The organism is Mycoplasmatota bacterium (assembly GCA_018394295.1).
GTDB lineage: Bacteria > Bacillota_I > Bacilli_A > Haloplasmatales > Haloplasmataceae > JAENYC01.
The window spans coordinates 2,583,563-2,606,445 of the sequence record CP074573.1; the positions used below are offsets into that span (position 1 = coordinate 2,583,563).

At 27.9% G+C, this 22,883-nt stretch carries 25 protein-coding genes; 7 read left to right on the forward strand and 18 right to left on the reverse strand.

The features are described 5' to 3' along the window. Positions 1-6 precede the first annotated feature (6 nt). The 11 genes from KHQ81_12055 to KHQ81_12105 form a co-directional block, all read right to left on the reverse strand. Positions 7-333 carry a PadR family transcriptional regulator gene (locus tag KHQ81_12055; protein QVK17576.1) on the reverse strand — a complete coding sequence of 109 codons (327 nt, stop codon included), beginning with the start codon at positions 331-333 and terminating at the stop codon, positions 7-9. A 2-nt stretch (positions 334-335) separates the two neighbouring features. Beyond that, positions 336-1,364, reverse strand: coding sequence for a hypothetical protein (locus tag KHQ81_12060; protein ID QVK17577.1), 1,029 nt, complete (start codon positions 1,362-1,364; stop codon positions 336-338). A 575-nt stretch (positions 1,365-1,939) separates the two neighbouring features. Continuing rightward, positions 1,940-2,203: a type II toxin-antitoxin system mRNA interferase toxin, RelE/StbE family gene (locus tag KHQ81_12065; GenBank protein QVK17578.1), complete on the reverse strand. Its 264-nt coding sequence runs from the start codon at positions 2,201-2,203 to the stop codon at positions 1,940-1,942. 5 nt (positions 2,204-2,208) lie between these two features. Then, positions 2,209-2,481: an AbrB/MazE/SpoVT family DNA-binding domain-containing protein gene (locus KHQ81_12070; GenBank protein QVK17579.1), complete on the reverse strand. Its 273-nt coding sequence runs from the start codon at positions 2,479-2,481 to the stop codon at positions 2,209-2,211. 246 nt (positions 2,482-2,727) lie between these two features. After that, positions 2,728-3,495 carry an ABC transporter ATP-binding protein gene (locus KHQ81_12075; protein QVK17580.1) on the reverse strand — a complete coding sequence of 256 codons (768 nt, stop codon included), beginning with the start codon at positions 3,493-3,495 and terminating at the stop codon, positions 2,728-2,730. An 11-nt stretch (positions 3,496-3,506) separates the two neighbouring features. Continuing rightward, the gene (locus KHQ81_12080; GenBank protein QVK19629.1) at positions 3,507-4,457 is read right to left on the reverse strand and encodes an iron ABC transporter permease; all 951 of its coding nucleotides are present in this window, start codon (positions 4,455-4,457) and stop codon (positions 3,507-3,509) included. A gap of 56 nt (positions 4,458-4,513) precedes the next feature. Next, positions 4,514-5,482, reverse strand: a complete 969-nt coding sequence (locus KHQ81_12085) for an ABC transporter substrate-binding protein (protein QVK17581.1) — start codon at positions 5,480-5,482, stop codon at positions 4,514-4,516. Beyond that, complete coding sequence (locus tag KHQ81_12090) at positions 5,472-6,014, reverse strand: hypothetical protein (GenBank protein QVK17582.1); 543 nt, start codon at positions 6,012-6,014, stop codon at positions 5,472-5,474. The genes KHQ81_12085 and KHQ81_12090 overlap by 11 nt, the downstream gene beginning before the upstream one ends. A 163-nt stretch (positions 6,015-6,177) precedes the next feature. Continuing rightward, positions 6,178-7,407 carry an iron hydrogenase gene (locus tag KHQ81_12095; GenBank protein QVK17583.1) on the reverse strand — a complete coding sequence of 410 codons (1,230 nt, stop codon included), beginning with the start codon at positions 7,405-7,407 and terminating at the stop codon, positions 6,178-6,180. Positions 7,408-7,462: 55 nt separating this feature from the next. After that, the gene (gene uvsE / locus KHQ81_12100; protein ID QVK17584.1) at positions 7,463-8,359 is read right to left on the reverse strand and encodes a UV DNA damage repair endonuclease UvsE; all 897 of its coding nucleotides are present in this window, start codon (positions 8,357-8,359) and stop codon (positions 7,463-7,465) included. Between the two features lie 14 nt (positions 8,360-8,373). Beyond that, positions 8,374-9,015, reverse strand: coding sequence for an NAD(P)H-dependent oxidoreductase (locus KHQ81_12105; protein QVK17585.1), 642 nt, complete (start codon positions 9,013-9,015; stop codon positions 8,374-8,376). A 138-nt stretch (positions 9,016-9,153) separates the two neighbouring features. On the opposite strand from KHQ81_12105, the gene splB reads away from it, so the two are divergent. The 3 genes from splB (at position 9,154) to KHQ81_12120 (ending at position 11,371) form a co-directional block, all read left to right on the forward strand. Next, complete coding sequence (splB, locus tag KHQ81_12110) at positions 9,154-10,164, forward strand: spore photoproduct lyase (protein QVK17586.1); 1,011 nt, start codon at positions 9,154-9,156, stop codon at positions 10,162-10,164. 143 nt (positions 10,165-10,307) lie between these two features. Next, positions 10,308-10,739: a MarR family transcriptional regulator gene (locus KHQ81_12115; GenBank protein QVK17587.1), complete on the forward strand. Its 432-nt coding sequence runs from the start codon at positions 10,308-10,310 to the stop codon at positions 10,737-10,739. A 194-nt stretch (positions 10,740-10,933) separates the two neighbouring features. Next, positions 10,934-11,371, forward strand: a complete 438-nt coding sequence (locus KHQ81_12120; protein ID QVK17588.1) for a GNAT family N-acetyltransferase — start codon at positions 10,934-10,936, stop codon at positions 11,369-11,371. A gap of 49 nt (positions 11,372-11,420) precedes the next feature. Here KHQ81_12120 and KHQ81_12125 read toward each other — a convergent pair whose 3' ends face one another. From KHQ81_12125 to KHQ81_12135, 3 genes are all read right to left on the reverse strand, one after another. Next, positions 11,421-12,635 carry a hypothetical protein gene (locus KHQ81_12125; GenBank protein QVK17589.1) on the reverse strand — a complete coding sequence of 405 codons (1,215 nt, stop codon included), beginning with the start codon at positions 12,633-12,635 and terminating at the stop codon, positions 11,421-11,423. Between the two features lie 629 nt (positions 12,636-13,264). After that, entirely contained in the window at positions 13,265-14,062 is a 798-nt protein-coding gene (locus KHQ81_12130) for a hypothetical protein (GenBank protein QVK17590.1), read from the reverse strand. Between the two features lie 60 nt (positions 14,063-14,122). Then, positions 14,123-14,416 (reverse strand): hypothetical protein, encoded by a 294-nt coding sequence (locus KHQ81_12135; GenBank protein ID QVK17591.1) that lies wholly within the window; start codon positions 14,414-14,416, stop codon positions 14,123-14,125. Between the two features lie 144 nt (positions 14,417-14,560). Here KHQ81_12135 and KHQ81_12140 point away from each other — a divergent pair, with 144 nt between their 5' ends. Both KHQ81_12140 and KHQ81_12145 read left to right on the forward strand, forming a co-directional pair. Beyond that, complete coding sequence (locus KHQ81_12140; protein QVK17592.1) at positions 14,561-15,124, forward strand: hypothetical protein; 564 nt, start codon at positions 14,561-14,563, stop codon at positions 15,122-15,124. Next, the gene (locus tag KHQ81_12145; GenBank protein ID QVK17593.1) at positions 15,058-15,861 is read left to right on the forward strand and encodes an IS3 family transposase; all 804 of its coding nucleotides are present in this window, start codon (positions 15,058-15,060) and stop codon (positions 15,859-15,861) included. The genes KHQ81_12140 and KHQ81_12145 overlap by 67 nt, the downstream gene beginning before the upstream one ends. 309 nt (positions 15,862-16,170) lie before the next feature. Here the strand turns inward: KHQ81_12145 and KHQ81_12150 are convergent, their stop codons facing one another. After that, positions 16,171-16,575, reverse strand: a complete 405-nt coding sequence (locus KHQ81_12150) for a LytTR family transcriptional regulator (GenBank protein QVK17594.1) — start codon at positions 16,573-16,575, stop codon at positions 16,171-16,173. Between the two features lie 25 nt (positions 16,576-16,600). On the opposite strand from KHQ81_12150, the gene KHQ81_12155 reads away from it, so the two are divergent. Together KHQ81_12155 and KHQ81_12160 are read left to right on the forward strand one after the other, a co-directional pair. Then, positions 16,601-17,323, forward strand: a complete 723-nt coding sequence (locus tag KHQ81_12155) for a transglutaminase domain-containing protein (protein ID QVK17595.1) — start codon at positions 16,601-16,603, stop codon at positions 17,321-17,323. A 516-nt stretch (positions 17,324-17,839) separates the two neighbouring features. Beyond that, on the forward strand, positions 17,840-18,229 hold the full coding sequence (locus tag KHQ81_12160; GenBank protein QVK17596.1) for a VOC family protein: 390 nt from the start codon (positions 17,840-17,842) through the stop codon (positions 18,227-18,229). 215 nt (positions 18,230-18,444) lie between these two features. Here the strand turns inward: KHQ81_12160 and KHQ81_12165 are convergent, their stop codons facing one another. The 3 genes from KHQ81_12165 to KHQ81_12175 are packed head-to-tail and all read right to left on the reverse strand — an operon-like array spanning position 18,445 to position 22,882. Beyond that, the gene (locus tag KHQ81_12165; protein QVK17597.1) at positions 18,445-19,833 is read right to left on the reverse strand and encodes a HAMP domain-containing histidine kinase; all 1,389 of its coding nucleotides are present in this window, start codon (positions 19,831-19,833) and stop codon (positions 18,445-18,447) included. Next, positions 19,823-20,515 carry a response regulator transcription factor gene (locus tag KHQ81_12170; GenBank protein QVK17598.1) on the reverse strand — a complete coding sequence of 231 codons (693 nt, stop codon included), beginning with the start codon at positions 20,513-20,515 and terminating at the stop codon, positions 19,823-19,825. The genes KHQ81_12165 and KHQ81_12170 overlap by 11 nt, the downstream gene beginning before the upstream one ends. 15 nt (positions 20,516-20,530) lie before the next feature. Next, positions 20,531-22,882: an FtsX-like permease family protein gene (locus KHQ81_12175; GenBank protein ID QVK17599.1), complete on the reverse strand. Its 2,352-nt coding sequence runs from the start codon at positions 22,880-22,882 to the stop codon at positions 20,531-20,533. Position 22,883 lies beyond the last annotated feature (1 nt).

Below are 22,883 nucleotides of genomic sequence, written 5' to 3' on the forward strand. Positions count from 1 at the left end.
GTAATATTAAGATCCAATTAATTGATTTAAGATACACTGTGCTCTTAGCCAGCTATCTCGTTTAAGTTTAAGATATTTTATACCTGATGGTGTAATGCTATAATACTTTCGTTTCGTATTATTTAATCCATCTTTCCAATAAGAAGAAATATATCCAGCTTTTTCTAAACGTTTAAAAGCTGTATATAACGTAGCTTCTGTCAAACTAAACTCATCGTTAGTAGCCTTTGCGATTGTACTATTAATCTCATATCCATAAGAATCAACATTATCTAGGATTGCTAGTATGATAGTATCTGTATGCCCTCTTAAATAGTCACCAACTAACTCCATACCTATTTATCTCTTTTGATTTCTATATTATTTATCTTAATGGTCCCTCTAATTAAAAGAATAATTGTTAACAAGATACATGCAAATAAGGCATAAAAGAAACTCGACTGATTATAAATTTCTAATTTGTTTGAATAAAAATAATAAGAGAGAAAATACATGAATAGTATACTAGAATACCAAGCATAATATCCAACCACTAAAATCCATTGTTTTTTAATTTTATCTGTAAGAGTTAATACAATAAAAATAATATTCATAATTAGGAAGAAAAGTGGACCTACAGCAATAATCCAATAAGGCTTATGCATAAACTCAATTAAACCACTAAGTAGTATTGTAAAAAACCAATAATTACCAGAATCTTTCCATTCAAATGGTAATGACAGGTGTAGCAAAATTAAGATAATCCCAAGTATAGGCAAAAATCTTTTTGAAAATAGGATGCTATTCTTAGATTTATTTCTACCATATAAGAATTCATAACTTTCTCTAATTTTTCCTTTTAAATTAGTGGTCCCTGTTAAAAAGTAATACTGGTGCATAAGACGTTTATATATTTCTCTAAATACTAGTAAGAATATAAGTAATGCAATAAAGAATAAGATGAAATAAATAAAAAGATATTCACTTATTGAACTAAAAATAACTTTGGTTGGATCAATTAAAACCATTTGGGTAATTAAATTCATTACAAGTGAAGCCATGATTAAAGATAAACTTATCGCCCAAAATATAAAACTTGTCTTCATGTATTTAAAGATTTTTTTCAGCAACATATTATGTTTCTCAATATCCATATATTGTTTTCTTACATACTGAGAATAAGAATAAAGATAATATGCTGACCCACTAAATAAAAGAATACTTAATGCAGTAAATATAATGCCTGCAACTGCACTAAAAAAAGTGATTAATAGACCAAAAATACTTAAAATAGCTCCACTCATTAATAAGATATCAGGAATTGAGGGTTTCACGCTGTATTCGTTAGGAATATCATTCATTTTATTTTCTGAAAAGTCTCCCATTGATTTAATCGCAGCAATATATGCATCTTCAGGATTCTTACCTGAGTGAATATTATCTTGATAACGATCAATTAAATTCGCAATGATTTCTGCTTTAAGTTCCTCAATATCTTCACGCTCATCAAATCTAAACTGGTAATCAACATATTTTTTAATTTTTTCCTCCGTAAAAACCTCCTAAAATATACCTAATCTGTTTATGTGTTAATAATAATATATAATACCTAATCTTTCAAGGTATTACAACAACTTTATTTAATGATATAAAGAAAAAGAGACCTTATTATTCATACATAATAGGCTCTCTTATCTACAATTTCATTTGATTTCTTATATTTTATAACAATCATTAATGTATCAAAATTGTATTTCAAATATACAAATGGTGTATACTATTTCTATCGATGATTTAACTTACATTTGTAGTATGAATTTGTTTTTTTTAAAATCATGTTAAATGATAATGAATAATATATTTATAATCCACACAACTTATCCATTTATTAAAAAACTAATCATCATTAACTTTAATTTACAATTTAGTTTTTAAATTAACTCCTGATTTTCTTCTTATATTAATACTTATTCAAAATATCATGATGACCAATTTCAATAAGAACAATATGTAAATCGTCTTCATAATACCATATTATCCTAATATCCTTGTTTATACTACTCTCATACAAACTCTTATTTCCTTGAAGTTTCCTAGTTCTTAATGATGGATGTAATTCGTTTTCAATAAATAAATCCATTTTTCGAGCAAACAGTTTTTGTTCATTGGTTTCAAGATTTTTAAATTGCTTTTTGAACCTTTTAGTGTAAACCAAATTGTACATACTATTTAATCCTCTTCAGAATCATCATTCAAACTTTTCATTAAATCATTAACATTATCAAATGGACCAATTGTATATTTGGCGATATCTTCTCTTAGAACTTTTATTTCTTCTTCTAACTGTATAATATATTCTTTAGGATAAACTACTACAGGTTGTAGTTTTATAACACCATTTTCAATACATACCTCAAATTTATCTCCCTCAACCAATCCTAAATTACATACAATTTCCTTTGGTAATGTTATTTGAGATTTCTTTCTTAATTCAATGATCATAACACTTTCTCCTTAGTTAGAATTTCCTACTTTCTAACCATTATTATATGCATAATAGTTAGAAAAATCAATGTAATTTATACATCTAAACAAAATAACCAATAAATTTTTTAAAGTATAACTACTATTTAACATCTTATTTTTACATAATGATTTATTCATGATGTTTTATGATAATCATTATCTTAATTTTAAACTATTTAATTTATTTTTAGACAGATTAGATACTATTTTTATTAACTTTTTCTACACTCCTAGAAAATAATATGTATCATCAGTCGATTGAATTTTCTCAAAAGGCATATCAAATATCTTCTTAAGATTCTTCTGATTGATTATTTCTATTGATTTACCATGACTAATGACTTCACCATCTTTTAATAAAATAGTGTAATCACAATACTTCTTAATTAAATTAGGATCATGTAGTGAAATGATAATTGCTTTTTTATATAATTTACTAATTTCTTTAATTTTATCAAGTACATGTCGTTGATTTTTCAAATCAAGATTAGATACTGGTTCATCCATTATAATAAACTCTGTATTTTGAATGAGTGCTCTTGCGATTAACACCATTTGTAGTTCTCCACCACTTAAAGAGGATAAGTTATTTTCTTTTAAATGGGATAACTGCATTTGATTAAGCAACTCTAAAGCTTCTAGTTCATGATTCTTACTAGGTTTTTCAAATAACTTCATAAAGGGATTAAATCCCATTAAAATGAAGTCTAAAACAGTAACATCATAACTAATAGATAAGTTTTGAGGAACATAAGCAATATATTTTGAAATTTCATCGACTTTATAATCTAATTTGTTCTTTTCATTTATTGATACCATTCCTTGGTCTTCTTTTAATAAACCTAAAATTAGTTTTAATAATGTCGTTTTCCCCGAACCATTTAATCCTAACAGTCCATATATTTTTCCTTTTTCAAAATGTAAATTAATATTTCTTAAGACCTTTTTATCCTTGTACGAAAAACATAAATCTTCTATATCTATCCCCATGATTACATCTCCTAGATGGTTTTTTTAACTATAATTAAATATCCCAAAATAGGTGCTCCTATTAGGGATGTAAGTATTCCAATTGGTATTTCTGATGGTGTTAAGCTCCTAGCGACTGTATCTATAAGTACTAGAGAAATTGCACCTATTAGACCAGTATAAATCGTTAATCCTTTATCATTTTTAAAGATGAGTCGTGAAATATGAGGTATGATAAGCGCTACCCAACCAATGACACCGGATATACTTACACAAATAGCTACCATAAATGAGGTTAATATTAAAATACTATTTCTTAATCTAGAAACATTAATCCCCATGGTTTTAGCTAAATCCTCATCCATTGATAATATACTAATTTTATAACTAAGTTTTTGAAAAATATAACCTAATAAAAGCACTAATAATAAACAAAATAAAGTGTTTGACCAATTTGCCTTATAAAGACCTCCCATCGTCCAAAATACGATTGAAGGCAACTGTTGATAAGGGTCAGCTAAATACTTAACTGCTGACAATAGTGAAGAAAAAAAAGCTGATACAATAATTCCTGATAAAACTAAATATAATATATTATCATTTTTAGATATTTTCTTAATCATATAAGCAATCAACACAGCCAATAACCCAAATATAAAACTAAATAATTGAATTGAATGTGGTATATTAAAAGCAAGTATCATTGCTAGTGCAGCTCCAAAACTAGCACCTGAAGAAACACCAAGAATATCAGGTGATGCGATTGGATTTTTAAAAATCTGTTGGAATATTAATCCCGCTATTGAAAGAGCAGCACCTATTGAGATAGCTAAAATAATTCTTGGTAGTCTAATACCAAATATGATTGTAAATGAAGGGGTAGCATATTCACCCGTTTTAAAATAATCTAATAACTGTGGAAAAAAGTAAATAAAGTCATTGATATTTAAACGAAATCTTCCTGATAAAATAGATATGATCAAACTTACTATAAATAATAGACAAAGTATGGCTTTATGATTTAATTTGAGTATTTTCCTCAAAATGTTCCACCTAACTCTTCAAATGTTTGACCATAAAATTTGGTATAAAAATCATTTGTTTCTTTCATTAAATCAATATCAGTAAATTTATCAGGATATAATGTTTTTCCCATCCATAATATTCCTAAAATACTTGATGGTTTAGGCAAATCCCATGAATCAATATTAGATGGAATTTCATATACTTGTCCTTCATTAATTGCTTTAATAGAACTTAATAATTGATTATCTAGTATACTAGTAACATTATCAGGACTATAATTTACGGTTATAATAACATCAGGATTCCAATTAACTAATTGTTCAACAGATATTTCATTCCATCCCCCAACTAAATATTCAGCAAAATCATATCCTCCTGCTAGAGTAATTATTTCATGTTGATAAAAACTACCTGAACAGGTAGATAATACCCCTCTAGCACCAGCTAAATAAATATTCTTTTTATTAATAATATCCTTAACTCTGTTTATAACATCATCTAGTTTGGTATTCATATAGGCAATTAACTCATTTGCTTCTTTCTCTTTTCCGATTGCTTTACCTACCATAAAAATATCATGTTTTAAAAGGTCCATTGTTTCTGGATTAATCTTAACAACCTTTATTCCCTTGTGTTCAAGTTGCTCCATGGTATCATCTGAGTCATTTGTTGGATATAGGATTACAACATCTGGGTTTAGACTAATAATTTGCTCAATATTGATCCCATTTTTCTTACTTCCTATCCCTATTAACTCATGTTTAGGATGTAATTTTTTAAGTAAATCACTTTTAATACTATTATCATCAACCGCAACTAAATTATCCTTACCTGATAATGATAAAACCATATCAGTAGCTGGTGAATAAGTTGTCACTATTCTAATTTCAGATTCTTGATGATTTTTTTCATTGTTAACACAGCCTGTAGTAAAAACTAAAAAAACAATTAAAAAGAAAAAAACAATAATTCTACACCTCATACTTATCCCTCCAAATATGGCGAATTTGATTTTTAATTTTATCCCTATTATCTTTTGTTACTTCAATCACAACAACATCTTTACGTATTTTTATACTTTCTAAGAAAGGATTGTTTTTCTTTTTTAATACCCCTAAAACACACAATTTAGCATCTAAAATTTCAAATACTTTTTCCTTAAATTTATCTGCTTTTAATTCAAAGAAACCTAACTCATCTAATCTGACTAAATCACTATTACTATCAATTGCGTGATTTAAAATCTCTACACCTCGTGTGTTAAAAGCCTCTGTTATGCCTTCATTTTTTCTCCCATTTGGAAAAAGTTTATTAATACCAACTAAAGTAAAATCCTCTTTAGGATATAATTGATCCTCTAAGTAATACCCTAATAAACAATTGTTTTTCATTAATTCTTTTGTTTTAAATCCCGAAATCCTCTTATATATCTCTTTATTTTCTTTTATGTACTCATCAATAATCGTACTTTTGCCCACATTAATATCACCTGTTAAAAATATATTACTTATCAATCTCCACCTCATTAATTAGATTTTTAATATTATCTTTAGTTATTATTATACTTTTTTCTATTCATATTGTAAATAATGTATTTATATTAATACTTATTGCTTTTTTCATAAAAAAAGCTTTCCACAATTTAGGAAAACTTTTTTAACATTATTTAATTCATTATTATGTAAAATGACGAGTAAAGATCTCATTATCTTCTAATAGTTCATCAATTGTATGAATATCTAAACGGTGTAGGAGTTCTATCACATATGGGTTATCAATTGGTGTTTTATATAAGGATTCATCGGCATAATTTCTAACTTTTTCTGTTGCTACTTCTTTATCGATGATTGCTCTTGGTCCACCGACACATCCTCCAACACAACCCATTCCTTCTAAGAAATTGGCCTCTATTTTACCTTCCTTAATATTATTTAATAATGCTTTACACTCTAGAATACCATTGGCTTGTATAGCTTTAACTTGAATTGGTTTTTCTGGATTAATTCTCTTAACAGCTAATCTTACTGCTTCACTAACACCACTTGTTATCGCATAAATTCTACCTGCACTAGAAGAATGTTCTCTTAAATCACTTTTTAAGTTTTCCACATTTACATTAGCAGCTTCGAAGATTGCTTTTACTTCTTGGAAGGTTAGTACAATGTCAACAGCTTCACTGATATCCGGTTCTTTAGCCTCTGCCTTTTTAGCTAGACATGGTCCTACAAAAACAATAACTGCATTGGGAATTATTTTTTTTACCACTCTACCTGTAGCAACCATTGGTGACACAGCTTTTGGTACATGGCTAAGTAAATCAGGATAAATTTTTCTAATCATATTAATCCATATAGGGCAACAACAACTTGTTAATTGAAAATCTTCTTCATCATTTATTTCTTTATCAAACTCTAAAGCTTCCTTTAATGTTAAGATATCGGCAAATAAAGACACCTCAACCATCCCAGCAAAACCTAACTGTTTAAAAGCATTACGTAGTTGTCCATCACTAATCATATCAAATTGACTTAAAAAAGCAGGGGCAATTATCGCATAAACAGGTCTAGATCCTTCATAAATGGCTTCCAACACAGCCATAATGTCCTTTGATGCGAATAATTTATCAATATTTTTTACATCAAAGCATTCCTTACATTTTTGATCCTTGAATTCAAATACATTCTGATTATTTTCATCTTGACTCAAATGTTTAAAGAAACATTCAATAAAAGGCTTTCCTTCTACACAACAGTCATTACTACACTGCCACTTTTTTATTGATAAATCAGGTTCTAAAATACACTCTAGATGATAAGGGTCATATTGTAATTTTTCTAAATCCTCATCTCTTTCTTTTGTTTCAGATGAAGCAACAACCTTTTTATATAATTCTTCAAAAGTAAGCATCTAATCATTCCTTATCTTTTAATATTCTTATTATTTTAATTTTTAATATTTTTATTTACCTGTCTTTTAAATATTTCATTACTTCTAAAACAGCTAAATCTTTTTTCTTCGCTTCTACCATTACATCAACATTCATCTTACCAGATATCTTTTTTATTATTTCACAATCTTCATGAGTTATATAATCATGATGCCTTCTATCTTTATTACAGGTTTTTCCTGAACTAATATGAATTTTAGGCGTTAAACCAGACCATGATTTTTTTATCGTATCAATTTGATTATTGGTGAGGGGTTTATCGACTAAACATCTATGATGGTGTAAATCAAGTACAATTGGGATACCTGTTCTATGATATATATCAATCACATCTGAAATGGTAAAAGACTTATCATCGTTTTCAATTCTTAAATACCTTTTTATTTTTGAATCTAACAATTGATATTGATTAATAAATCGCTCTATGGCTTCAATTTTATTACCTCCTACGCCACCTACATGTAGAATCATATCCTGCCCACTTATTTTTTCTAATATTTCACTATGATACTTCAAATAGTCGATACTAAATTTAACAACTTCAGATCTTTTACTATTTAGTACAGTATATTGGTCTGGATGCATAGAAATTCGTAATTTTTGTTTTTCAACAATTGTTTTAATCTTCTTCAATTTTTCTAATATTTCGCTGTCTTCATACCATCGCCATGTAAAATCCTTCAACAAGTCAGGGTGAGTCACAAGTGGCATTAAATCACTTGATACCCGGTACATGTATATACCATTTTCAACATTCCATTCTAAAATATCATAGGTTAAGTCTAAGTTATTAATTATTACATTTCTTAAATAATCAATACCATAGTTATAAACTGATTTAAGCCGACAACTTTTAAATGTTCTTGGTCTTAAGTTTTCATTAATACAGGCATAGCCAACTTTATTTATCATATTGTACCTTCTATCTATAGTTTAGATACCAAATCTTTTGCTTTTTGTTTTCCTCTTTCAATTGCATCATGTTGTTCTTCATCAGTAAATCCTGTTTTATCCACAAGTATCTCATAATAATTTTTAATACCTGTAAATTTAAATATATCTTTTATATACGTTCCACCATGATTTATTTTTCCTTCTAATAACCAAGGAATCGCTCCACCAGAAGATTGAATATATACCATGGTTCTTATTTTATCATTTAGAAGACCTCCTATTTCTTCAGGACCAATCTTTACTGTAATCTCATTTTGAATAATACAATCTAAATACTCTTTAAGTCTTGCAGGAAACATAAGATTCCACATTGGTGCGACTAACACATAAAAATCTGCTTCTTTGAATTCATTGGCTAGTTCAATAATTTTATCAACATCTTTTTTCTCCTTAGGAGATAAGTTATCATAAGCCTTAGCATCAACTACTGCACTTCTATCATTAAAATACTTATATTGAAGTTTTGGAATACTCATTTCATACAAATCTAATTGCTTCACTACAAAATCATCATCTTTTTCAATCAGTGTCCTTATAAACGATCTTCCAACAGTCTTACTCGCAGATAATTTTTCTGGTTTCGAATTACAAGTAATATACAATAATTTTTTCATATAAACACCTCAATTTTTATTTGTACTATTGATAGTATTTCACTATGAGGTATTAATAAACCCATTTTATTCTTATTAATAATCGTCAAATGATAATTAATATTTCTAAATAGGAAAAAATACTAAAGAGGTGAATATATGAAATTATTTATACCAGATGCTGCTTATATAGATCCTAAAGTTCTAAACATAGAAACCGGAAAGAAAACTCTAAAATACCTAGAAAAATTTAATATTCCAATTATTAAATCTAGAAAAGTTACTATTTTAGGAAAGTCACCTACAGAGAATTATGCAAAAGCGAAAAAGACTATTTATGTGACCACAAATCAACAAAAAAAATTAAGACCTTGTAAACCATCGGCTGATTACCAATTTTCATTATCTAGTTCCTGTCCAGGACATTGTGAGTACTGTTATCTACAAACCACTCAAGGTGAAAAACCTTTTATAAAGTTATTTGTAAATATTGATGAAATACTTAATGTCATCCAAGAACACATTAATAATAACTTACCGAATATAACCACCTTTGAATCAGGTAGTATTACTGACCCTGTTGCACTTGAACATTTAACCGGTAATCTAAAAAAGTGTATTGAATTTTTCGCAGAAAATGATTATGGAAGACTTAGAGTTATCACAAAATATAATAATGTTGACTCCTTTTTATCAATAAATCATAATAACCATACTAAATTTAGATTTAGTATCAACACAGACTATGTTATTAATACATTTGAACATGGTACTTCTAACTTAGAAGAAAGATTAGAAACAGCAAAAAAAATCGCAAATGCAAATTATCCCATTGGTTTTATCATTGCACCTATTATGATTTATGATAACTGGAAATCTGATTATAAAGACTTAATTAATGACCTAAAAACTAAGTTAAATAATTATAATGACAAAATAACGTTCGAACTAATCCAACATAGATTCACAAATACTGCCAAGGAATTAATACTTTCAAGATTTCCAAATACAAAACTTGACTTAAATGAAGAAAATAGAGTCCTAAAATGGGGACCGTATGGTAAATTCAAACATGTATATCCCAAAGAAAAAAGCAATGAAATGAAAACATATATCACTCAACTTATTAAGGATAATTTTGAAAATGCAGATATTGAATATTTTACATAAAAATCTAAACTATTAATATTAACAATTTAAATGAATAGGATTAAAAAATCCTATTCTTTTTTTAAAAAAAAGGTTGCAATAGTTAACAAAATAACATATAATAGATTTAGTACGAACTTCGTACTATTATAAGGAGATGAATTATGGAAAAAATTAAACACTTGAATCAGCTTTATCACCGTATCATTAATTTAAACTTTAATACTCAGCTCCCAACAGATATGCAAGTTTTCCTAAAATTGAATCAACTAGACCAAAACATAATGAATATACTATTTGAAACACCGAGTATGACAATGGATGTCTTGCGTAAAATGTTAAATAAATCTAAAAGTACTATAACAAGTGCACTTAACCGATTAGAAAAACAAGATTTAATTGAACGTAAACAATCTAAAGAAGATAAACGTGTTTTTCATATTATTCTTACAAATGATGGAATGAAGTTACAAAAAGCACATCATATGTTTGAATATGTCTTATTTGATAAAATACTATCTTCTTTAGAAAATGAGAGAGAAAAGGAAACTTTTTTAGATTTATTAGAAAAAATTATAAAGGAGTTTGAAAAATAAAAATGAAAGGGAGGAAAAAAATGAAAATACTATATATCGGTTTAATTATCTTAATCATATGTATTTATGCAATTGCTTTTTCTCATCCGCAAGATTGGTTTAAATGGGATGAATGGAAAGAACATATTAAAACGCATCATCAAAAAAACAAATAGATGAAAATAAATAAAAATTTGATATAGGGAGGTAATGAAATGAACCTTAATTTTAAAGAAATAACTAAAGAAAACTGGGAAAAATGTGTTGACTTAACCGTATCAAAAGAACAAGCTAATTTTGTTGCACCAAACTGGTATTCCATATTACAATCTAAATTTGAAAGTGATTTTTATCCATTATGTATTTATGATGGAGACGTAATGATTGGTTTTTTAATGTATGATATAGACCCAGATACAAAAAGACATGAGATGAGTAGATTGATGATTGATCATAAATTCCAAGGGAAAGGTTATGGAAAAATAGCTATCACAAAACTATTAGAATTAATCAGAAACAAATATGGTAATATTAACTTTTATACAAGCATAGAACCTAACAATATAGGTGCACAGAAATTATATGAAAGTTTAGGATTTAAAAAAACAGGAGAAATCATGTGGGATGAAGTGGTAATGGTTGTTAAGTTATAACAAGTATATAAAATAAGAGATTATCTACAAACAGATAATCTCTTATTTATTATTTTATTTTAATGTAAGGTTTTGGTTCTTCAAAAATTTCTGAAGATTGTATATAGTAATCATCAAAAGGTGCATATTCTATTTCAATCTTCTTTCCAGTTAAAGTATATCCTTCAATTTTACTACGATTTTGATCAAAATAACGTTTACCATATAAGTTATACACATCTACTTTAGTAATAGATTCTTTCTTTGTGATGAGATACCGATATATTTTTTTAGTACCATACGAATAGAGTGAACCATCACAATAGTTAACTTTGTCATTACAAGTTACTTTTAGATGTATCCTATCCGCAAAAATAGACGAAGTTAATACATGATTTTTATACTGATAGTATGTATATGGATTTTCTTTATCACTATTCCTATTTTTATATTCATATGTGTTATCATAACTTCTCCATGCATCTACCTCTTCATCGATATAACTAAATTGACCATTATAGCCATTAAGATTATAAGTAACACCTGCTTTATACACCCAGAATATGTCTGTATAATTTATCATATCTATTTTTTTCACATATTGCATAAGGGTATCTATATATTGTTCAACACTTATCCTTTCATCTAGCTTCTTATACAAATAAGAGGAAGTAAATACAGTCTGAATCAATTCATTTTTTGAATACAACAATTCTGGTTTCATTAAAGATTTCTCAATTTTAATATTATACAAGTAAACAGGTGAAACATCTTCATCACTATGAATTGCACTATAATATCCATGTTGAATTAAAATCACATATCCATTAGCTATATATTTAATTTCACGACTTTGTTTAAAAGAGGTATCTTGGTATTCATAGGTTGTAGTAATGACTTTTTCATCAATTATTAATGGAATATTATTCTCTAACATTATTTTTTCATTATAGATAGTTTCAATTGTCTTTTTGATGTTTCCACTTTCATAACTACGTTCAAAACCATGATTATTAATTTCATATTTTAAATAACTAAGTTGATTATTACCATCATATTCTTTTTCTATTAACTCAAGTTTTTTACATCCTGTTTCAAATGAATAAAGCTTATAATGATAATCATCATAATAGGTACAATAAAGCAAATCAGGTACTACAAAGGTTTTCAAATACTTGATATGCAGTATTCCAGTAACGGTTGCCACAAATATTGATAATACTAACAACATAACTTTAAAGTGCCTTTTTACTAGTTCACTGCTATTTCTATAATCCTTTAACACGACATAAACAATCCATATTAAAGTCGAAGAATAAATAATATAAATTAAATTCGTCATGATAAAAAATGATGTACTTAAGTTACGTACCGGTAATAATATTAGAAGTATTAAAAAAATAAATTCTATAATAATAATTTTTCTTAAACTTTTTAACCTATTTTTTATAAAATATCTTGTGTTTATTTTAACCGCTCCTTTCTCACATTTATTTAAAGGTAAATGTAAGAATCAACAACGCATCACACAAGAACTATTTATTATAGTTGAATTGTTTATTATTGTTTGACTGAATATACATTTCATTTTTACTATTTGTAAACAAATAGGTTTAGGATAATTTCTAAAAAATGACATACTGATAAATACATTCTCTAACTTAGTAATTATCCATAGTAAATAAATAATCAAATACGTCATTCCTAATAGATAGAAAGAAAATAGAAGAATCAGTAATCCTAAATATGAATTAGAAGAAGTGATTAAAGAGGGTTGAATCAATTGATAACTCTTTTTTATAAATAGGTAATAGACACAGGCAATTGAGAAAAAATATAAAATTAGAAACGATATATTTTTCACTTTTGAAATAAATTTTTCATTCATTACACCACTTCCCCTCTTCTTCTATATTAATTAATTAGAACTTTGTCTTGATTGGTTAATCCTTTTAATTGTGGAAAATAGCCTTCATTAACTAAAGACAAATCCCATATGTTTTCATCTAATTCTATAACATTACGATACCAATTAATATCCAATAATTGTGATTTTGTCACTATTCTTTCAGTAAATTTAAATTGATCATTAATTAATTGTTCCTCATATTGATAACTGTTTTTAATAGTAGATTCATCTTCCCTATTAACTAGTCCATACGCTTCTTCTTCCCCACCGTATACATTTCCATAGGAAAAGCAGTTTTCTGTATCTAATCTTCTACTATCACCAGAAATTCCACCCGCCACATTTTTTCCAATCGTATTACCTACTGAGTAAGAATTGTATATATTTCCCCAGCTTTGTCCAGCTATCCCCCCTGCTCCGTAGCCATTAGCCTGTACATCTGTAACTGAGTAGGAATTTAATATAGTTATTTGAGTGAACCCTGCTAGCCCTCCTACTCCTCGTTTACCTGTTACTTTTCCAATTACATAAGTCGTGTCAATAGTACCTAAACCACTATGGCCTATTAAACCACCCACCTCATCTTGACCTGTAATTGTTCCTTTAACATAAGATTTAATTACTTCTGTCGTATTATTACTAGCACCAATCAATCCACCTACTCGAATTAAACCATTTACATCTCCTATAAATGAACTATTTTGAATTGTTCCAAAATCATTGTAACCAACAAATCCACCAGTATTCTCATATCCAGTAACAGTACCTTCAATATGAACATTGTCAATTAAACCTCTATTCATATTCGCGATAACACCCGTATATTCAGCATATCGCGCTTTAATTGATACATTCTTTAATTTTTAATCTTTAATAACCGCATTATTTAATGTACAAAAAAACAGGGTTTGATTTACATTAGTTAATGTTTTATGATTACCATCAAAAACCCCATCAAAGTAGGATTCTTCACACTCCGTATAATATTCTGTTTCTTCTTTTCTTTTTGATAAATCCAAATCATTCATTAGTTTATAATGTCCATTTGGATTGATTTTTATTTTTTCAAAGTCATTTAAAGTATAGATACGTTTTGGTATATACTCGATAGATAACACTAAACAAAATAGGAGTAGAAACATTATTCGATAATACAATTTAAAACGTTTAAACCAATAATCAAAAGGATATAGATGTAAAATATACCCTATAGTGTGGACACTTTGAAAAAGAAAGTGTTCCCTCTATAGGGTATTTTTGTATGTTATAATAATTTTAGTGTGTATTAAGGAGAAGAGGATATGAGCATTAATGTATTTAATGAAACAGAAATTGAACTAATAAAAAATAATCCAAATGTTAAGCGTGTGTCAAGTAAATCTATTACTTATACCCTTGAATTCAAGATTGACTTTATGCATGAATATAGAGGCGGAAAATTACCACGTCAAATATTTATTGAACATGGTTTTGATGTTGATATTATAGGGATGAAACGAATAGAACAATGTGCAACTAGATGGAAGAGACTTTATAATGACGGAGGCGTTGTTTCACTTGATGATTCCCGTAAAGATAATCGAGGAAGATATAAGCATGAAATTCAAACCGAAGAACAAGAGATTGAGAAATTAAAGGCTAAAATTGCTTTAATAGAAATGGAAAATGATATGTTAAAAAAGCTCGACGAAAGCGAAAGGAGGAATGGGAAAGAAATAAGAAAAAGTGATAAATTTGAGATGATCAAAAAGTCATCCATAAATCTAGAAGACCAGGAATACAAGATTATTTATGTAGTGTGGCAGAAGTATCAAGAAGTGGTTACTATAACTACCATTCAGAAAAATCAAAGAAGAATAGAATGAAAAAGGAACAAAATGATAAGAAAAGATTTAAACTCATCAAGGAAGTATTTGAGGTTGGAAAGAAAAAGTATGGTGCTAAACAAATTAAGATGCATTTAAAGGAAAACATGAATTTGAAGTCCATTAGAAGAATTATGAGTAAATATGGTCTAGTATGTAAAATACGTAGACAGGATCCTTATAAGCAGATGTTAAAAGCAGATCAAAACCATAGAGTACACAAGAATCATTTAAATAGAAACTTTGATCAGCAGTCTCCATATAAGGTGTTACTGACTGATATTACGTATATAAGGTATAATAATAGATTCGCATATTTATCTACCATATTAGATGGTAGTACGAAAGAATTAGTTGCTTATAAGGTATCAAATAATCTTAAAATTGACTTTGTATTGGATACAGTTAAAGAATTAGACAATATAAACTTACCCGAAAATGCCATTATACATTCGGACCAAGGAAGTCATTATACAAGTCCTAAATTCTCAAAAGAAGTGAGGTCAAGAAACTTACTTCAATCAATGTCTCGTAGAGGTAACTGTTGGGATAATGCACCTATAGAATCGTTCTTTGGCCATATGAAAGACTATATAGACTTTTCAGAATGTAAAACATTAAAAGATGTAGAACTAAAAATAGATGATTATATGTACTATTACAATCACCAAAGATATCAGTGGAAACTAAATAAGCTGACTCCTATTGAATTCAGGAATCAGCTTAAAGCAGCATAATATAATATATTCTTTTTTTCAATATGTCCTTGACATAGGGTACAGTTTAAGATGTTGTGTTTGTTCTTTTTTTTGTACAAATAAAAGCTTCTGATTTATTTTATCTTGGTAAAGTCTTATCAAAATGAATATAAATACTACACCTATTAAAAATATTGCGATTAAACAGATATTAATGGATGTAATAAAGAACAAGTTTCTAAATATTATTTTGGCTGTAATTAATAATAAGATTGTTAGAATTAGATATCTCTTAATGAACCAAATGATACATTTTCTCATCTTTCTCCCCCTCGATTATATTTACTACTATATATCTAAATACTCTTTGAATATTAAATAGTAAGTTCTAGTGATATCAATTTTAGCATCATCAGTCATCATCAAGATAAATTTACGATTGATTATAGGCTTTATTCTTCGAATTTTTTGAATATTAACCACATATGATTTGTTAACTCGTAAAAAAGAATCAGGAAACTTAGATTCTATCTGATATAACTTTTCTTTTACTAAATATTGATGTTTATTTGTATAAGCATATACACAATCTTTAACAGCTTCAAAATAGAGGATATCATTTATCTGAATTCGATGGTAAGTTTGATTTAAAAACCCTAATATTGTCTTTTGATCTTGTATGTATAGCTCTTTTTTTATAAGAATAAATTCTGCATCATCTTCTGAAACAAAGGTTAACTCCTTAGTAAGCAATTCTTTTATCTCATCTTGCTCATCCTTGCTAGCAATTAATTTTATAGACTTGGCTGATTGGTTATCAAATGATATCAGAGTTATTTTTCAAACTGTACAAGGTCTTTTAATTCATGGCGCATGGTTAAGATTTTATAAAGTAGAAAATGAATTTTCATATACTGTTTGTGTAGAGGATCTTCTAAAGAAAACTCAAAGTATTAATAATCAATCACTTACTATTCCTCGTTCACCAGAAGATAGAATTGTAGTGTCCTGTCGTGAGTTCGCTGTGTTATTTTGTGCTATTTTAAGAGCGAAAAATATACCATCCAGGGTTAGATGTGGTTTTTCGACCTATCTAGCAAAAGAGGGTTATTATGAAGACCACTGGATTTGTGAGTACTGGAAAAATAATAGGTGGATAAAAGTTGATCCACAAATTGATCCATTCCAACAAAGCAGTTTAATTCATTGGGCGTTAAAAGACAATACTACCAGTGATAAATACAAGGACCTTATTAAAAATTTAAACCCACTAGATTTATCTAGTGATCACTTTATAACCGCAGGTAAAGCTTGGCTACAATGTAGAAAAGAAGGCTTAAATTCAAATCGTTTCGGGATATATGGAAATCCAGAAGAATATGGTTTAAAAACCCTTTATGGCTTATGGTTTATAAGAGGCAATTTATTAAGAGATTTTGCATGTTTAAACAAAGTGGAAACAGTACCATTTTTGAATCGATTAGATAATAAACTTAATTGACAAAGTTGGGAACTAGTAGCGAAAAAAAATGAAGAAATTAATGAAGATGATTTAAAACTATTAGACCGAATCGCTTTTATTACCATGAATCCTAATAAATATTATGATGAGATAAAATATATTTATAATACTTACCAAAAAACTCAAGTTCCACAAGAAATTTTAAAATAATACTTAGAAAAATTTATTTATATAAGAGAAAAAAAATTAATCTTCTCTTTTTTTATTCTTTATTTTGGTGTTACTACAAAATATCTCTCCAACTACATATACTGGCTCAAGTGGTTACAACTATTTAACACAGAAAAAGATACTGTATACATTAACATTTTTTGTACAATCCCAAACCTCATACTCTAATACAAGGAGCAATTTACATGTAATTTGTTTAAAACTTGAAATGCTAAGTTAAATTAAATATAATAAAATAGATAAAAAATGATACAACATATTTGTAAGGAGTCACAAGAAGATATAATTTATTAAGACATAATAATATAAATTGGAGGAATCAAGATGAAATTAGGAGCGATAGGTTTCTTTGTAGAAAACTTGGATTTAATGGTTAAATTCTATAGGGACGTAATGAATATGAAACAAAATATTGATATCGATGGTTTTGCTGGATTTATAACAGAAGATGGTTTTTTCTTTAATTTATGTACAAGAGGTGAAAGGGAAAACTTATCATCAATACCAATATCTTATCCCAAAGGACTAAATGGTACTATGGAGTTATCCTTTGGTGTTCCAAAATATGAAGATGTGGACATGGAGTATGAACGATTAATAAAAGCAGGTGCAAAACCTGTTAGTAAACCTGTTACCAAGCCATATGGCTTGCGAGAAGCCTATGTTGCTGACCCTGAAGGTAATCTTATTGAAATTGTTTCGTCTAACGAGTGATTTTTTGTACATAATTTAATTATTTAAGAAAAAAGGAACCTATCAAGATTCCTTTTAAAAACTATTTTATCAACATTATTTTTAAACATAGCCAAATGAAAAAAGATATTCATAATTGTTATATAAGTATATAATAATTTAAATATCTTTTTTAATTTATATATTTATACGGACTGTAAATCTACTATTTTATCAATTCCATATTAGAATCAAAATTACACAACAGGTAGCGTAAAACTGATTTTAGTTCCCTTACCTAGTGAACTTTTAACAAATATTCTTCCACCATGTCTATTTATAATTTCTTTACATATAGCCAGTCCTAATCCAACACCTTCATAGTCAGATTTTTTTGATGCTTGACCTTGATAATAATAATCAAATATATAAGGTAAATCTCTAGCATCAATACCCTCACCATTATCTTCAACAGATATTAACAATTCATGGTCTTGTCTGTATGTTTCTAATATTAAAGTTCCATTCTCTGGAGTATGCTTAATCGCGTTGTTGTAGAAATTTAAAATTACTTGTTCAATTCGAATCACATCGACATTAATCATACACTTTGGTATATTATTCTTTATAATTATTTTTCTTTTGTTCTCTTTATCTATAATTTGTTTTAGTATTTTATCAAAAACTTCATCAGCATATATTTCTTCAAAATTATACTTAAACTGATTCATATCTTCTTGAGCATATTTAAATAAATCCTCTACTTGATTCATCAAGTTTTTCATTTTATCTTGGATAATTATTTGATAATTAAGTCTTGTAGCTTCATCTTTTGCAACCCCGCTAACTAAACCTTCAATATAGGCATTTATTGTAGCTATAGGTGTTTTAAGTTCATGACTAATAGTAGTTAAGAAACTCTTTCTTTGTCCTTCATATGATTGTTTCTTCTTCATTAAATAAGATAATTCTTCTACCATACGATTATAACTAATATATATTGATTGTTCTCTAGACTCTTTAGGTAATTTTAATGGTTTGAAAATACCTTTGGATACATGATTTAATCCCTCAATAAGTTCCTCAAATTCATTAGTTGTCTGTTTCTTATGGTTTATAATGGTCGCAATGATAGATATAACGAATAGTATACTAAATAAACTGATACTAATAATCCATTCAGATGGCATCTTCATTCCATCATTTCTGTTATTTATAGCCACCTCAAATAGGACATACCCTTCAACAGATTCTTGGTTATATATTGGATAAGAAATTAAATGTTTTCCCTCATTCCTCACTTTATAACTATAATCATAATACATGTGCTCTACTAGATCAATTTGAATACCTAGTTCAAATTGACTATTATATTTATATAATACATATCCATTTAAATCAGTAACTGTACAAGCTATATTTTCCTTCTTAAGTTCCTCATCTAATTGTTTTTGTACATCATTTGAAAGCGGCCAATTATCAAGAATTAAAAGATATTCTGGGTTTACTTTAAGTCTAATCTCATTAATAGGGTTTTGATCTTCTTTAATAAGGCTATTCTTCCAACCAATAAGTAAGGTGATGACAATACCAATTGAGCATAAAATTGTAATTACATAACTTATTTTATAAAGTCTATGCCTCATCAAACTTATACCCCACTCCCCATATTGTCTTAATATATTCTGGATTAGATGGATCTACTTCAATTTTTGTTCTTAGTTTTCTTATATGAACGGTAACGGTTCCTATCTCTCCAAACTCATCAATTCCCCATACTTGATCGTATATTTCTTCTTTAGAAAAGACTTTTCCTGGATTAGTGGCTAAAAGACATAAGATTTCAAATTCTTTACTAACTAGTTCTATCTTTTTATCATTTATTCTTACTAAATGCTTTTTGATATCAATCATCATATCTTTAATAAATAATCTCTCATCTGAAGCGTTGTTATTTTTTGACATATACCTTCTTAACTGAGCTTTAACATGGGCAACAGCAACAGCTGGACTAAAGGGTTTGGTTAAATAATCATCTGCCCCTAATCCAAGAGAGAGTATTTTATCAATGTCTGTATCCTTAGCACTAAGCATAATAATAGGAATATCTGATTCATTACGTATACGTCTGCAAATCTCCATCCCATCATCATCTGGGAGCATGATATCTAAAATAACAAGAGAAGGAGAGAAACTTTTAAATTTCTCATAAGCTTCTCTTCCATTATAAGCAGTCATTGCTTTTATCCCTTCATTCTCCATAAAATCACAAAGTATATTAGCAATTTCCTTCTCATCATCTACAACAAGTACACGTTTCTCGTTCATATAAATCACCTCAATTTATTCAGCAATTAAATTCTTTGGTGAAATACTAGCAATTCGTTTTGTCGGTATAAGAGTAGCTATTAATGCGATTAAACAATATAACAATGCAATTAATAACCCTTGATTATGTGAAAATACAACAGGTAATTTGATTGTACTAAATGGTGTTAATGATAACATTCCTACCATTACCTTATCAACTGTTAGAGCACATAAGACATAACCAGAAATTATACCAATTAAAGTTAATATGACAGATTTAGAAATAAGTAAAACTCTTAACTCACTATTACTAAATCCAGTCGCCTTTAGTATTCCGTATGTTTTTACTGAATGAGTAATGTCAATTATCGTCCAGTTGAAGATAATTATTCCACATACAATTATGAATATTCCCAGTATCATATTCGTTACCGTTGGAAATGATTTGACTGTGTTAATTATTTCTTGAGCATCACTTCCAAATTCATCTACAATTGCTGTATCACCTAATACATCAGTAATACTTTCTTCTATATCTTCCATTATAACATTTTCTGTCTCCATGTATACCCAATAAATACCATTTACATGTTTTTGTTCTTCTGGAATATGCTTTTCAACCATCACATACGATAAACTTGAATGATATATGGAATTATATATACCAGATATTAAGTACTTTTTGTCCCCCTCTTCTTTTTTGATTACAATATAATCTCCTATTGTTTTGCCTGCTTTCTGTGCTACTAGTGCACTAACGACAATTTCATTATTGTTAAGAGGTTGACGCCCTTCTGATAAGATAATTAAGTTCTCAAAAGCATCACCATATATAGTTGTGACTAATAAAGGAATATTTTCTGTACCATCTTTAGAAAGAGTACTTTCTGAAAGATTTATTGTAGAAAATAATACTCTCTCTACATTTTCAATACTTTCTAGCTTGTTGATTACTTCTTTTGAAGACATATCAGATGAATAAGTCACTGATACATCTCCTGCAGTTATCCCAATTAGGGATTTTGATAAATGTCTGGCATTTGACATAGACCCGGAGATATTACTAATCGTTAAACTAACGAAAGTGATAATCATAATAGAAACTATGCTTGCTAATGTCTTTCTTTTATTCATCAGAATTTGTTTTATAGCTATAATAAAACATAATGGTACATTCTTAAAATGATCAACTCTAAACTTTGTTCCTTTTAATTTATTCTCAGGCATGCCATATTTTATCGCCTGTATTGGTCTAATTTTATTCGATTTATTTGCAGCGATAGACACAAAAATAATTAATAATCCCAATATTATTATAATAGTGATAACAAAATACCAATCTAAGGTAGTATTATCTCCTACTTGCAAATCGTTTGTTAATATCTGAACTAAGAAACGTCTAACTGGTAATCCGAGAAACACCCCAATAGATGATGCAATTACACCAATAATGATATACATATACAAAAACATTTGTCTAATTTGCTTACTACTATAACCAATCACTTTTCTTACACCTATTGTTTTATATTGTTGTAAAATTTCATTTCTAACGGTAGCACGTATTATAAACACAACAATAATAAACATAAAAATAGACGTAAGTAACAATGCAGCTGCAATAATTTTACCAATTGTATTGTAACTAGCATCAATCTCTGCATACTTTATAAAAGTTGGCTGTATCGAATTAAACATATAGTTATCAAACTCTTTTTTGAGTGCTGTTTCTTTTTCAGGGGTATAAGTTTTATACTTTATACCTAATAAGGATATATCTGAACTAATACCCTTTTTTTGAAAAAAATCTGAAGCAACAAAACATCTTGAAGGTGACATAAATCCATTACTAAATTGGGGATCAACAATAAGCTCTGAAACAACCAATTCGAAAGTATGTTCATCCGCACGAACCTTTACTACATCACCAATTTCCAATTGATTATTATGAGCAAAATAATAAGAGATATAGATTTCTCCATCTTTTGGTGAGGTGGCTTTTTTATTTTCTGTAATATATACTTTATCTTGTTCAATAAATTCCTCAAACTCTGTTAAAAATATAGTAATACTTGTTTTTTCATCATTTTTTAGAAATTCAATATTACTTTTATGAGCAATATATTCACTTACACCTTCTATAGACTCATGGTCTCCTAACCAACTTTTGATATCCTCAGTATCATGTATCTTTGTATTAAGAAACAATAAATTTTCTGATCCATTTGCACGAGTATACATTTTATCAAATGGATTTGTTAGATTCATTAAGGATAAACCAATATATATTAGTAATGCGGTTAACATAATTGTTAATCCAACAAGAATACTTTGAAACTTCTTTCTTCTTAATATAGCAACTGCTGACTTTAATCCAATTATCACA